Below are 12,729 nucleotides of genomic sequence, written 5' to 3'. Positions count from 1 at the left end.
GGCCGCGCCCCTGAGGGGCGCGGCGGGCCTTCCAGGGACGCGGGGAACTGCGCGACCAGCCACAGCGGACCCGCGGACGAAAACCCGTGATCAGCGGAGCCTGCGCTCGACCGTGAACCGGTCGATCTCCTCACCGGTCTCCGCGATGCCGCGCACGGTCAGCGTGGCCGTACGGCCCTTCGCGGGCTGCACGTCCACCCGCAGGAACGAGTAGTCGAGATACCGCACCCGCGACCAGGCGACCGTCTCGTTCTGCTTCGCGCCGTCCTTCAGGCAGACGAAGGAGGACACCGACTCGACGTCCTTCTCGTGGCCCTCGTAGGTCTCGTCGGCACTGAACGCGTACAGGCTCTTGCCCGCCGCGCCCGCCGTCACGTAGACGACGCCGTCGGTCTCCGGGTGCGTGGTGCCGCCGATCGGCAGTTCCTTGGAGACCTCGCCGCCTTTGAGGACGTCGGTGCGCTCGTAGACGTGGTTGTGGCCGTTGATCACCAGGTCGACGGTGTACTTCTCGAACAGCGGCACCCACTCCTGGCGCACGCCGCCCTCGGAGGCGTGGGCGGTGGAGGTGCAGTACGCGCAGTGGTGGAAGAAGACGACGATGAAGTCGATGTCCTTCTCCGCGCGGTACTTCTTGAGCTGCCGCTCCAGCCACGTGGTCTGGGTGCCGCCGGAGATGCCGAGGTTGGCGGGGATCTCGAAGGAGATGTCGTTGGCGTCGAGGGATATCACGGCGGTGTTGCCGTGCACGAAGGTGTAGACGCCGGGCAGGTTCGTCTTGTCGGGCCCGTTCTCCGGGAGCTGCCAGCGGGCCTCCTCGCCGCCGTACCCGTTGGGCGAGTACCAGGCCTCCATGTCGTGGTTGCCGTACGCGACCATCCACGGCACCTGCTTGGCGACCGACTCGGTCTGCGCGAGGAACTGGTCCCAGACGCGCGAGTCGAAGCCGCTGTCCTCGCTCTTGCCCTGGCCCGCCGGGTCCGCGTACGCGATGTCGCCCGCGTGCAGGTGGAAGGCGGGGTTCTGGCCCAGGATCAGGCTGTCGTTGGCCAGGCCGTGGTAGCTGACGCCCTGGTCGCCGAAGGCGGTGAAGGTGAACGCCTCGGCGCGCGCGGGCGCGGTGGTGAAGGTGCCGAGCGTGCCCGCGAGGTGCGCGGACGCCGGGTCGAAGCCCTGGTGGCCGACGCCGTAGTAGTACGTCCTGCCGGGCTTGAGGTGGGTCAGCCGGGCGTGCAGGTAGTACTGGGTGTGGTCGCCGCTCGCGCCGACGCCGGCCGGGGTGTGCAGCGCCCGGACCTCGGCCTCGATCTTGCGGGAGAGGTCCCAGGGGTGCGCGCCGATCCGGATGAACGGCTTCTTGACCGCGACCGGGACCTGCCAGGAGACGGTCATCTCGGTGCGCGGGTCGGCGCCGTAGGCGAGGTGGCGGCCGAAGGGGGCGACGAGCGAGCCGTCCACCGTCCGGTTGGCGGTGCTCGTGCGTGCGGCCGGGGTGGCCGCCTGCGCGGTCGCTCCCGGCACGAAGGCGCCGCCGGCGACGGCGCCGAGGGTGACGGCGCCGCCCCGCATCATCGTGCGCCGGGAGAATCGGGCCCGGAGGTACTCGTGCTGCTCGGCCATGCTCATCCGCTCGGCCAGCTTCTCCGGTACGCCCATGCGTGGAATGTCCATGGGGCAGAAGTTGCTCCAGGCACACAACGCGGCACGAGACACAGGGTGTACAGCTTGTAAACAGCCCCCCATAAGAGTTTCAACAGCCGTTTGCCCGATATCGGGCAGGATTCTTGCGGATAGGCCCGCAGTACCCCAGGATCAACGGGTGCACGAGGAACTTGTCGATCACCTGACGCGCTCCACGCCCCTCAGCCGGGGCGAGGCGCTGCGGGTGATCCAGGACGTGCTCGCCTACTTCGACGAGACGACCGAGGACTACGTCCGCCGCCGCCACCGCGAGCTTCAGGCCCAGGGCCTGGTCAACGCGACGATCTTCGAACGGATCGCGGCGGACCTGACCTACCGCGCGGTCGCGCCGCCCGAGCTCACGCTCAGACAGCTGCGCCGCATCGTCTACGGCTGAGCGCACGGGCCCGGCACCGCCGGGCGGACGGCCGGGCCGGACGAACGACAGAGCCGAAGAACGACAGAGGGGAACCGAGGGACACATGTGCGGGATCGTGGGATATATCGGCAGGCGTGACGTGGCACCGCTGCTCCTGGAGGGTTTGCAGCGCCTGGAGTACCGCGGCTACGACTCGGCGGGCATCGTCGTCACCACCCCGAAGTCGGCCGGCCTGAAGATGGTCAAGGCCAAGGGCCGGGTCCGCGACCTGGAGGCCAAGGTCCCCGCCCGCTTCAAGGGCACGACCGGCATCGCCCACACCCGCTGGGCCACCCACGGCGCCCCCTCCGACGTCAACGCCCACCCGCACATGTCCGCGGACAACAAGGTCGCCGTCGTCCACAACGGCATCATCGACAACGCCGCCGACCTGCGGAAGAAGCTCGAGGCCGACGGCGTCGAGTTCCTCTCCGAGACCGACACCGAGGTCCTCACCCACCTCATCGCCCGCTCCCAGCACGAGAAGCTGGAGGACAAGGTCCGCGAGGCGGTCCGGGTCATCGAGGGCACCTACGGCATCGCGGTGCTGCACGCCGACTTCCCCGAGCGCATCGTGGTGGCCCGCAACGGCTCCCCCGTCGTCCTCGGCATAGGCGAGAAGGAGATGTTCGTCGCCTCGGACGTTGCCGCGCTCGTCACCCACACCCGCCAGATCGTCACCCTCGACGACGGCGAGATGGCCACCCTCAAGGCCGACGACTTCCGCACCTACACCACCGAGGGCACCCGGACCACGTCCGAGCCGACCACCGTGGAGTGGGAGGCCGAGTCGTACGACATGGGCGGCCACGACACCTACATGCACAAGGAGATCCACGAGCAGGCCGACGCCGTGGACCGCGTGCTGCGCGGCCGCATCGACGACCGCTTCTCCACCGTGCACCTCGGCGGCCTCAACCTGGACGCCCGCGAGGCCCGCCAGATCCGCCGGGTCAAGATCCTCGGCTGCGGCACCTCGTACCACGCGGGCATGATCGGCGCCCAGATGATCGAGGAGCTGGCCCGCATCCCCGCGGACGCCGAGCCGGCCTCCGAGTTCCGCTACCGCAACGCGGTCGTCGACCCCGACACCCTGTACGTCGCCGTCTCCCAGTCCGGCGAGACCTACGACGTGCTGGCCGCCGTCCAGGAGCTGAAGCGCAAGGGCGCCCGGGTCCTCGGCGTGGTGAACGTGGTGGGCTCCGCCATCGCCCGCGAGGCCGACGGCGGCATGTACGTGCACGCGGGCCCCGAGGTCTGCGTCGTCTCCACCAAGTGCTTCACCAACACCACGGTCGCCTTCGCGCTGCTCGCGCTGCACCTGGGCCGCACCCGTGACCTCTCCGTCCGCGACGGCAAGCGGATCATCGAGGGCCTGCGCCGCCTCCCCGCCCAGATCACCGAGATCCTGGAGCAGGAGGACGAGATCAAGAAGCTGGCCGAGCAGTACGCCCAGGCCCGCTCGATGCTCTTCATCGGCCGCGTCCGGGGTTACCCGGTGGCCCGCGAGGCCTCGCTGAAGCTGAAGGAGGTCTCGTACATCCACGCCGAGGCGTACCCCGCCTCCGAGCTGAAGCACGGCCCCCTCGCGCTGATCGAGCCCGCCCTGCCGACGGTCGCGATCGTCCCCGACGACGACCTCCTGGAGAAGAACCGCGCCGCCCTGGAGGAGATCAAGGCCCGCAGCGGCAAGATACTCGCGGTCGCGCACCAGGAGCAGCCGAAGGCCGACCAGACGATCGTCGTGCCGAAGAACGAGGACGAGCTGGACCCGATCCTCATGGGCATCCCGCTCCAACTCCTCGCCTACCACACGGCGTTGGCGCTCGGCCGGGACATCGACAAGCCCCGCAACCTCGCCAAGTCCGTGACGGTGGAGTAGCCACCGGTCCCGTCAGGGACCCTGCCCGGTCCTCGCCCGGACATGGACGATCCCTGCGCATGCCACCATCGCGCAGGGATCGTCCGGGGAGACCGGGGCCGCCCATTGCCCCGGCCGCCGGGAAGCGGGAGCCGCCCTCCCCCGGCTCCGGCGGAGCCAGGGGTGCATCCCTTCCCGGCCGGCGTCCGGTCAGCCGGTGACGGTGACGCCCCGGCCTCCGGCGTGTGCCGGCAGTGCGGTGGGCCAGTGGGCGAGGACCGCCGTGCCCGCGTACCAGGCGAGTGCCCCGTCGGCGACGGCGAACCAGCCGCCGGCCTGGGTGAGCCAGCCGGAACCGCGGAACTGGCCGAGGGCCAGCAGCACGAACGCCAGGAACAGCAGCACGTACAGCGCCCGGGTGAGCAGCGGGGCACCGCCCGATCCGGCCGTCAGGGTGAGCGCGACGAGGGCGAACAGCAGCAGGAAGAGACCGGCCGCGCCGGACGGCATCCGCTGGTCCGCGGAGACGCCCCAGGTGAACCAGAGCGCGCCGAGCAGCGCGAAGGCCGTGCCGGTGAGCACGTCGCGCTCACGGAGCGCGAACAGCCCGGCGATGAAGAGCGCGACACCGCCGACGTAGGTGGCGAGGGAGACGGAACCTGCCGCCGTGACGCCGTCTATCACTCCGGTGTTGCCGAGGCCGAAGGCCAGCAGGCTGATTCCGAGGGCGAGTTGGCCGAAGGCGGAGGTGCTGCTTCCCGCGGGAACTTCCTTGTCCACGGCGGGCTCCCTTCTTGCATGTGGTCGTGCGGGTGGTGCATGTGCGGTCGGGCTGTGCCCGATCGACCGGTACAGGAGGACCGGCGACCGGTATATGCCCTTCACAAAGGCACAAACACCCCTACGCGCGGGTAGATTTATGCAGTGGAGTGCGGAAAGCCGGTGCGCGCCCCACAACGCACGCCCGGCGAGCCGGAGTTGCGCACGGCGGCGGCGCCCGGGGGTTCGGGAAGCGAGAAGTGAGCCGGCAGCGGCTACGGAATGACGATCACGGGGCGTTTCGCGCGTTTCGCGAGCCGGCCCGCCACCGAGCCGAAGATCCGCCCGACGATGCCGTGCGTGGAGCCGACGACGATGGCGTCCGCCTCGTACTCCCGCCCCACCTCTTCGAGTTCGTGGCAGATGTCGCCGCCGCGCTCGACGAGGATCCACGGCACTTCGGACAGATAGTCCGCACAGGCCAGTTCCAGCCCGAGCACCTCGGTGCGGTGGTCCGGCACGTCGACGAAGACAGGGGGCTCGCAGCCCGCCCACACCGTGGTGGGCAGCCGGTTGGCGACATGCACGATGATCAGGCCCGAGCCCGAGCGGTGGGCCATGCCGATCGCGTACGCGAGGGCGCGCTCGCTGGACGTCGAGCCGTCGAAGCCGACGACGACACCGTGCTGGAACGCGGGATCGCAGGAATGACGTGGTTCTTCCGCCGCCGAGGGCTCGGCCGCCGTGGGGTCGGCGACGGGGCGCTTGCGGTCCGCGGGATCGAAGAATTCGTGACCGGCCATGGGTGTCTCGGCGTCTGGATCCTCAGTGGGTGGGACGGCAGAGTGCGGCGGAGCTGTGTCCGGGAATCATCTTCCCAACCCCATACCCCCAAGGGTACGGCGGCACGCCTCCTCCGCCCAGATCCCGCGCCTGCTGCGCGGGGTTCCAGGGAGCATGCATGAGGGGGCGCCCGTAACGCAATGGTTGCTGCCTCGTACAGGCGATTTGCACAGGGTTCACCCGCGCGGAGGGGTCGCGGCGCGGCCGTCCGGCGGACATCTCGCGCGCGTAAGCGGGAGCCGGGCCGCCCGGCAGTGACCGGCCGGTCGAACAGACGTTGAAGCGGTGAGCCGCCGCCCCGGAAGGCACGGGAGAGGCACGGGACAGGACGAGGGAGCACAGCGTGCCCGGAACAGAGACCGCGCCCGAGGCCGCCGACGCGACGCGGGCCGCCGCGCCGGACCGGACCGCCGGGGCGTCCGCGCCGGACGCGACGCCCGCCGCGGACGCGACGACCGGCATGGTGCGCTGGGCCGCCTTCAGCTGCGTCCTGGTCCCCGTGGTACTCGTCTGGTACGGCGCGTCCCTCGCCGGAGCGGCCGGCACGGCGCTGGGTCTGGCCGCCGTGACCGGGATCTGCCGGCTGCTGCTGCGGCAGTCCGAGCGGGGCTCGGTGCCGCTGCTCGAGGAGGAGCCGCTGCCGCACCGCGGACGGCACGGCAGGAGCGGCCCGCGGAGCCCGCGGGGCGGCCACGCGCGGGGCGCCCGTCCGGGGCGGTCCGGGGCCTCCGGCAGGGCCGGTTCCGGGGCCCGTCGGAGCGGCCGGCGAAATGGCGGGCATTCGCCGGTCGACTGACCGGTTTGTGCGCACACTCCCGCTTGTTTTCAGCCAACTTCTGCTACCCGTGCATGCCTTGGCCGAAGGACCCCCCAACTACCGTTCCACCTGCACAAAAGAGGTCTCGCAAGGTGCGCGCACCCTACGGGGACCGGCCACTGGGACGAGGCGCACTTCCCTGCACGGCCCGCGAGTGCAACGCTTCGTGATCGAATGCTTCACGCCAAGTTGCCATGTCGACAATGTGCCGGATGGTGAACTGGTCACGCCGGCACTGCGAGACACAGTAGATTCGATCTTGACTGTCTTACGGCGGGGGACTCGTGCAGGACCGAGGGGAAACGTGTTGGAGCGACAGACCCGAAAGGTTATGGGTGCCGCGACCACCGAGGGGGGCTTAGCAGTATGAGCCACGACTCCACTGCCGCGCCGGAAGGAGCGGCCCGGAAGCTTTCCGGGCGCCGCCGCAAGGAGATCGTCGCGGTGCTGCTGTTCAGCGGCGGCCCCATCTTCGAGAGTTCCATACCGCTGTCGGTGTTCGGCATCGACCGCCAGGACGCGGGCGTCCCGCGCTACCGGCTGCTGGTGTGCGCCGGCGAGGAAGGTCCGCTGCGGACCACCGGCGGCCTGGAACTCACCGCACCGCATGGGCTCGAGGCGATATCGCGGGCGGGCACCGTCGTCGTGCCGGCCTGGCGGTCGATCACCTCGCCGCCGCCGGAGGAGGCGCTCGACGCGCTGCGCCGGGCGCACGAGGAGGGCGCCCGCATAGTGGGTCTGTGCACCGGCGCCTTCGTCCTGGCCGCCGCCGGCCTGCTCGACGGCCGCCCGGCCACCACCCACTGGATGTACGCGCCGACGCTCGCCAAGCGCTACCCGTCGGTCCACGTCGACCCGCGCGAACTCTTCGTGGACGACGGCGACGTGCTGACCTCGGCGGGCACCGCGGCCGGAATCGATCTCTGTCTGCACATCGTGCGCACGGACCACGGCAACGAGGCGGCCGGCGCGCTCGCCCGCCGTCTGGTGGTCCCGCCGCGCCGCAGCGGCGGCCAGGAGCGCTACCTCGACAGGTCTTTACCCGAGGAGATCGGCGCCGACCCGCTCGCGGAGGTCGTCGCCTGGGCCCTGGAACACCTGCACGAGCAGTTCGACGTGGAGACGCTGGCGGCACGCGCGTACATGAGCAGGCGTACGTTCGACCGCCGCTTCCGCTCGCTCACCGGGAGCGCGCCGCTCCAGTGGCTGATCACCCAGCGGGTGCTCCAGGCGCAGCGGCTGCTCGAGACGTCCGACTACTCGGTGGACGAGGTCGCGGGCCGCTGCGGCTTCCGCTCGCCGGTGGCGCTGCGCGGGCACTTCCGCCGCCAGCTCGGCTCGTCGCCGGCCGCGTACCGCGCCGCCTACCGGGCGCGCAGGCCGCAGGGTGACAAGCCCTCCGACGGGGACGGCGCGACGGGGCCCTCGGGACCCCCGCTGTCGCTGCACCCGGAGGGACCCGTGCCGCTGCAAACCCGGCGTACGGCGGCGGCGAGCGCCTTCGGGCCGGCCGCCTCGCTGTCGACGGAGGCCGCCCGGCACCACGGCGACCTGTACGCGGCGGGACGGGCGAGCCTGCCCGGCCAGCGCAGCGCGCCGTAGCGGTGTGAGGACGGTTCCGGGCGGGGCCCCCGCGGCCGCCGCCCGGGCCGTCCGCGCGCCCGCCCGCGCGCAGGGGCGGCCCGGCCGCGCCGGGCGGGCCGTAGGGTAAGACACATGAACGATCGCATGGTGTGGATCGACTGCGAGATGACCGGACTCTCGCTGTCCGACGACGCGCTCATCGAGGTGGCCGCGCTGGTCACCGACTCTGAGCTGAACGTGCTCGGCGAAGGGGTGGACATCGTGATCCGCCCGCCCGACGCCGCGCTGGAGACCATGCCCGACGTGGTGCGCGAGATGCACACCGCGTCCGGCCTCCTCGACGAACTGGCCGGCGGCACGACGCTGGCGGACGCCGAGGAGCAGGTCCTCTCCTATGTGCGCGAGCACGTCAAGGAGCCGGGCAAGGCCCCGCTGTGCGGCAACTCGGTCGGCACGGACCGCGGCTTCCTCCTCCGTGACATGCCGACCCTGGAGGACTACCTGCACTACCGGATCGTGGACGTCTCCTCCGTCAAGGAGCTGGCCCGCCGCTGGTATCCGCGGGCGTACTTCAACAGTCCGGAGAAGAACGGCAACCACCGCGCCCTCGCCGACATCCGCGAGTCGATCGCCGAGCTGCGCTACTACCGCGAGGCCGTCTTCGTCCCGCAGCCGGGACCCGACTCGGACACGGCCCGCACGATCGCGGCGAAGCACGTCCTGCCTGCGCGGTAGGCCCTCCCCCGCCTCCCGCCCGCCACCGCAGAAAGGCGGGCGCGAGCACCCCTTCGGACCCTGTACACTTTTTCTCAGCCGGTCGGGGAACCACGCGGAGAACCGCCGGTCATGGTGGGTGTAGCTCAGCTGGTAGAGCACCTGGTTGTGGTCCAGGATGCCGCGGGTTCAAGTCCCGTCACTCACCCTGATCAGTCAGCCGGTGACCTGTTCGTCAGGTCACCGGCTGACTGCGTATCCGGCGAGGATTGGTGTGTGCCCCGCATGACCCCCCGGCTCCTCCGGCTCCTTCCCGCTCCCCGCCTGGACCTGGTCCCCCTGCGCGTGGCGCACGCCGGGGAGATGGCCGCCGTACTGGCCGACCCCGCGCTGCACACCTTCATCGGCGGCGCCCCGCTCGGCCCCGACGCCCTGCGCGCCCGGTACGAGCGACTGGTGGCGGGCTCTCCCGATCCCGGCGTGAGCTGGTGCAACTGGGTGCTGCGGCTGCGCACGGAGGACTGTCTGGTGGGCACCGTCCAGGCGACGGTCACCGCGGCGGAGGCGGAGATCGCCTGGGTGGTGGGCACGGACCGGCAGGGCCGCGGTTACGCCGTCGAGGCGGCCCGTACGCTGGTCGCCGCCCTGGTGGAGCAGCCGGAGGTCCGTACCGTCGTCGCCCATGTCCACCCCGGCCACAGCGCGTCCGCGGCCGTCGCCGCGGCGGCGGGCCTGGAGCCGACCGGCCGGGAACAGGACGGCGAGGTCAGGTGGGAGCTGCGGACCGGGGGCTGAAAGCCTGTGTCTAAACCCTGGTCGGATCAGCGCGCGGCGTCATGGGGGTCCCCCCTGCTCATGGGGGTCCCCCCGCTCGAGCGAAGCCGAGAGTGGGGGAGAAGCCGAGAGTGGGGGAGAAGCCGAGAGTGGGGGAGAAGCCGAGAGTGGGGGAGAAGCCGAGAGCTTGGGGGAGCGTGCGATCGCAAGGCGCCGGAGCGTCCTCGGTGGGGGTCCCCCTGGTCCTTAAGACCTTGGGGGAGGAGCTACCAGGGCGTTTCGGCAACGCGGCTGGGGGTCCCCCTGCTCGCAGAGCTAGGGGGAGTGCGTGCCAGGCGTCGCACGCCCGGCCGGGGTTCAGACACAGGCTCTGGACCCGGTGGGTCAGGACGACGCCCGGGGCACCAGTTCCGTGGGCAGGACGAGCTGGCGGCGTTCCAGGCCCCGGGAAGCGGCCGGGCGGCGGTCGGCGATCTCGCCGAGCAGGAGGTCGATCATCGCGCGACCCATCTCCTCGATCGGCTGGCGCACGCTCGTCAGCGGCGGGTCCATGTGCCGGGCGATGGCCGAGTCGTCGTAGCCGACCAGGGCCACGTCGTCGGGTATGCGGCGGCCGGCCTCGCGCAGCACCTGCCGGGCGCCGGCCGCCATCACGTCGGAGCCCGCGAAGACCGCGTCGAGCGCCGGGCAGCGCTCCAGCAGCTCCGTCATCGCGCGCCGGCCGCCCTCCTCGGTGAAGTCCCCGGGGACGATCAGCGACTCGTCGACCTCGCGCCCGGCCTCGTGCAGCCCCAGCCGGTAGCCCTCGATACGGCGCTGGGCGCCGAAGACGTCGAGGCGTCCGGCCAGGTGGGCGATGGTGCTCCGGCCCCGGGCGACCAGGTGCTCGACGGCGACCCGGCCGCCGCCGAGGTTGTCGGAGTCGACCGACGCCAGCGTCTCGTCCGCGGACCTGCGGCCGGAGATCACCGCCGGGATCTCGAGCTGGGACAGCAGGTCGGGCAGCGGGTCGTCGGCGTGCACGGACACCAGCAGCACGCCGTCCACCCGGTGCGCCGCCAGGTACTGGGCGAGGCGGCGGCGCTCCCGGTCGTTGCCCGCGAAGATCAGCAGGAGCTGCATCTCCGTCTCGGACAGCTCCGCGCCCACGCCGCGCAGCATGTCGGAGAAGTACGGCTCGGCGAAGAAGCGGGTCTCCGGCTCGGGGACGACGAGCGCGATGGCGTCCGTACGGTTGGCGGCGAGCGCCCGGGCCGCCGTGTTCGGCACATAGCCGAGCTCCGCCACCGCCGCCTCGACGGCCGCGCGCGTGGCGTCGCTGACCCTGGGTGAACCGTTGATCACCCGGGACACCGTGCCGCGGCCCACCCCGGCGCGGGCGGCGACCTCCTCGAGGGTCGGCCGTCCGCCGCTCCGGCCCCGCGCTCCGTGGCCTGCCATGGTCCGCCTCTCATCACACCGCTCGGCCTTGGAATCTAACAGCCCTGATCGAGGGCCGGTCGCCCGGAAGGGCCGGGGGCGCTGTCGGCCCGGTTCCCGCCCGGCGCCGCCTCGCACCGCGGCGGGCCCGGCCGGCGCCCGTCCGTTCCGCCGTTCGTGGCGCAATCGCTTGCGTCCCGCGGCCCGATCACCTTCCATGCTGTGAAGCATCTTTGTGGTCCGCCACCCCGCACCCGGACCACCGAGCGCGGTTAGTTAACGGGCCGATAACTGAAGACAACTGCGCCCTCCCCCACCCTTGACACCCTCGCTCGAACCGACGACTCTTCAACACATCACTTGTGGGAGCGCTCCCACGGTACCTGACACATACACAACCCGCACGTTCCCCGCCCGAGCCGCAGCGAGAAACCAACGGGCCCAACAATGCAGTTGGCCGGGGGGTCGGCACGTCAGGGCAACAGGAGGACGCAAAGATGCGAGCACGAACCCTCCCCCTCTCTCGGCTTCGTTCGAGCGGGGGGATCCCGATCGTCCGCAGGGCACTGGCCGTCACGGCCGTGGTGTCGCTGGGCGCCGGGCTGCTGGCCGGCTGTGCCGACGACGGAGGCGACGATTCCAGTTCGTCGTCCGGTGACAGCAGTGGCAAGACCGTGATCTCCATGGGCCTGTTCGGCACCCAGGGCTTCAAGGAGGCGGGGCTCTACGCCGAGTACGAGAAGGCCAACCCGGACATCAAGATCCAGGAGAACGTGGTCGAGCGGAACGAGAACTACTACCCCGCTCTCGTCAACCACCTGACCACCAACAGCGGCCTCCAGGACGTCCAGGCCGTCGAGGTCGGCAACATCGCCGAGGTGGTGCAGACCCAGTCCTCGAAGCTGATGGACCTGTCCAAGGTCTCCGGCGTGAAGTCGAGCGACTGGCTGGACTGGAAGTGGAAGCAGGCCACCACCAAGGACGGGCAGACCGTCGGTCTCGGCACCGACATCGGCCCCATGGCCATCTGTTACCGCAAGGACCTCTTCGAGAAGGCCGGTCTGCCCAGCGACCGCGAGGAGGTGGGCAAGCTGTGGGCGGGGAGCTGGGACAAGTTCGTCGAAGCGGGCGAGAAGTACCAGAAGAACGCTCCGAAGGGCACCACCTTCCTCGACTCCCCCGCCGGTCTGATCCAGGCCGTCCTCGGCGGTGAGAGCGAGAAGTTCTACGACTCCTCCGGCAAGGTCATCTACAAGACGAACCCGGCCGTCAAGGACGCCTTCGACCTGACCGCCAAGGCGGCCAAGGAAGGGCTGACCGGCAATCAGACGCAGTTCCAGCCCGCCTGGGACACCACGATCGCCAACAGCAAGTTCGCCGCGATCTCCTGCCCGCCGTGGATGCTCGGCTACATCAAGGGCAAGTCCAAGCCCGAGTCGGCCGGCAAGTGGGACGTGGCCGCCTCCCCGAAGGCCGGCAACTGGGGTGGCACCTTCCTGGCCGTGCCCAAGTCGGGCAAGCACGCCGAGGAGGCCGCCAAGCTCGTCGCGTGGCTGACCGCGCCCGCGCAGCAGGCCAAGCTCTTCGCCAAGCAGGGCAGCTTCCCGAGCGCCCCGGGCGCGTACGACCTGTCGCAGGTCACCGGTGCCAAGAACGACATGACCGGTGACGCCCCGATCGGCACGATCTTCGCCGACGCCGCCAAGCAGATCCCGACCCAGGTCATCGGCCCGAAGGACCAGATCATCCAGCAGGGTCTGACGGACAACGGCGTCGTCCTCGTCACCCAGGGCAAGTCGCCCGAGGAGGCGTGGAAGAACGCCGTGAAGACCATCGACAACAACCTGGAGAAGTGACCGG

General features: G+C 70.9%; 11 protein-coding genes and 1 tRNA gene. 8 read left to right on the top strand and 4 right to left on the bottom strand.

Annotated elements, in window-relative coordinates:
- Positions 1-90 precede the first annotated feature (90 nt).
- Entirely contained in the window at positions 91-1,656 is a 1,566-nt protein-coding gene (locus ACFV6E_RS34440) for a purple acid phosphatase family protein (protein ID WP_385176971.1), read from the bottom strand.
- Positions 1,657-1,819: 163 nt separating this feature from the next.
- On the opposite strand from ACFV6E_RS34440, the gene ACFV6E_RS34435 reads away from it, so the two are divergent.
- Complete coding sequence (locus ACFV6E_RS34435) at positions 1,820-2,077, top strand: hypothetical protein (protein ID WP_385176961.1); 258 nt, start codon at positions 1,820-1,822, stop codon at positions 2,075-2,077.
- A gap of 85 nt (positions 2,078-2,162) precedes the next feature.
- Positions 2,163-3,980 (top strand): glutamine--fructose-6-phosphate transaminase (isomerizing), encoded by a 1,818-nt coding sequence (gene glmS / locus ACFV6E_RS34430; RefSeq protein WP_385176963.1) that lies wholly within the window; start codon positions 2,163-2,165, stop codon positions 3,978-3,980.
- Between the two features lie 189 nt (positions 3,981-4,169).
- On the opposite strand, the gene ACFV6E_RS34425 is transcribed toward glmS, so the two are convergent.
- Together ACFV6E_RS34425 and ACFV6E_RS34420 are read right to left on the bottom strand one after the other, a co-directional pair.
- Complete coding sequence (locus ACFV6E_RS34425) at positions 4,170-4,739, bottom strand: GPR1/FUN34/YaaH family transporter (protein ID WP_385176965.1); 570 nt, start codon at positions 4,737-4,739, stop codon at positions 4,170-4,172.
- A 254-nt stretch (positions 4,740-4,993) separates the two neighbouring features.
- Positions 4,994-5,521: a universal stress protein gene (locus ACFV6E_RS34420; protein ID WP_385176966.1), complete on the bottom strand. Its 528-nt coding sequence runs from the start codon at positions 5,519-5,521 to the stop codon at positions 4,994-4,996.
- Positions 5,522-6,021: 500 nt separating this feature from the next.
- Here ACFV6E_RS34420 and ACFV6E_RS34415 point away from each other — a divergent pair, with 500 nt between their 5' ends.
- The 5 genes from ACFV6E_RS34415 (at position 6,022) to ACFV6E_RS34395 (ending at position 9,471) form a co-directional block, all read left to right on the top strand.
- Positions 6,022-6,357 (top strand): hypothetical protein, encoded by a 336-nt coding sequence (locus tag ACFV6E_RS34415; protein WP_385176973.1) that lies wholly within the window; start codon positions 6,022-6,024, stop codon positions 6,355-6,357.
- A 387-nt stretch (positions 6,358-6,744) separates the two neighbouring features.
- A complete protein-coding gene (locus ACFV6E_RS34410; protein ID WP_385176968.1) occupies positions 6,745-7,980 on the top strand; it encodes a helix-turn-helix domain-containing protein in 1,236 nt (411 codons plus the stop codon).
- A gap of 114 nt (positions 7,981-8,094) precedes the next feature.
- Positions 8,095-8,697, top strand: coding sequence for an oligoribonuclease (gene orn / locus ACFV6E_RS34405; RefSeq protein ID WP_385176970.1), 603 nt, complete (start codon positions 8,095-8,097; stop codon positions 8,695-8,697).
- Between the two features lie 114 nt (positions 8,698-8,811).
- Positions 8,812-8,884 (top strand) — tRNA-His (locus ACFV6E_RS34400).
- Between the two features lie 77 nt (positions 8,885-8,961).
- Positions 8,962-9,471 carry a GNAT family N-acetyltransferase gene (locus tag ACFV6E_RS34395; RefSeq protein ID WP_385176975.1) on the top strand — a complete coding sequence of 170 codons (510 nt, stop codon included), beginning with the start codon at positions 8,962-8,964 and terminating at the stop codon, positions 9,469-9,471.
- 363 nt (positions 9,472-9,834) lie between these two features.
- On the opposite strand, the gene ACFV6E_RS34390 is transcribed toward ACFV6E_RS34395, so the two are convergent.
- Complete coding sequence (locus ACFV6E_RS34390; protein ID WP_385175405.1) at positions 9,835-10,890, bottom strand: LacI family DNA-binding transcriptional regulator; 1,056 nt, start codon at positions 10,888-10,890, stop codon at positions 9,835-9,837.
- Positions 10,891-11,366: 476 nt separating this feature from the next.
- On the opposite strand from ACFV6E_RS34390, the gene ACFV6E_RS34385 reads away from it, so the two are divergent.
- Entirely contained in the window at positions 11,367-12,725 is a 1,359-nt protein-coding gene (locus ACFV6E_RS34385; protein ID WP_385175408.1) for an ABC transporter substrate-binding protein, read from the top strand.
- Positions 12,726-12,729: the final 4 nt, after the last annotated feature.

Source organism: Streptomyces sp. NPDC059785 (genome assembly GCF_042732375.1).
GTDB lineage: Bacteria > Actinomycetota > Actinomycetes > Streptomycetales > Streptomycetaceae > Streptomyces.
This window is presented reverse-complemented; position numbering and strand designations above follow the sequence as displayed.

Excerpts from the sequence above, each read along its gene's own strand:
- orn (WP_385176970.1), top strand. The coding sequence starts at position 8,095 with ATGAACGATCGCATGGTGTGGATCGACTGCGAGATGACCGGACTCTCG.
- ACFV6E_RS34385 (WP_385175408.1), top strand. The coding sequence starts at position 11,367 with ATGCGAGCACGAACCCTCCCCCTCTCTCGGCTTCGTTCGAGCGGGGGG.
- ACFV6E_RS34410 (WP_385176968.1), top strand. The coding sequence starts at position 6,745 with ATGAGCCACGACTCCACTGCCGCGCCGGAAGGAGCGGCCCGGAAGCTT.
- ACFV6E_RS34440 (WP_385176971.1), bottom strand. The coding sequence starts at position 1,656 with ATGGGCGTACCGGAGAAGCTGGCCGAGCGGATGAGCATGGCCGAGCAG.
- glmS (WP_385176963.1), top strand. The coding sequence starts at position 2,163 with ATGTGCGGGATCGTGGGATATATCGGCAGGCGTGACGTGGCACCGCTG.
- ACFV6E_RS34395 (WP_385176975.1), top strand. The coding sequence starts at position 8,962 with ATGACCCCCCGGCTCCTCCGGCTCCTTCCCGCTCCCCGCCTGGACCTG.
- ACFV6E_RS34415 (WP_385176973.1), top strand. The coding sequence starts at position 6,022 with ATGGTGCGCTGGGCCGCCTTCAGCTGCGTCCTGGTCCCCGTGGTACTC.
- ACFV6E_RS34420 (WP_385176966.1), bottom strand. The coding sequence starts at position 5,521 with ATGGCCGGTCACGAATTCTTCGATCCCGCGGACCGCAAGCGCCCCGTC.
- ACFV6E_RS34390 (WP_385175405.1), bottom strand. The coding sequence starts at position 10,890 with ATGGCAGGCCACGGAGCGCGGGGCCGGAGCGGCGGACGGCCGACCCTC.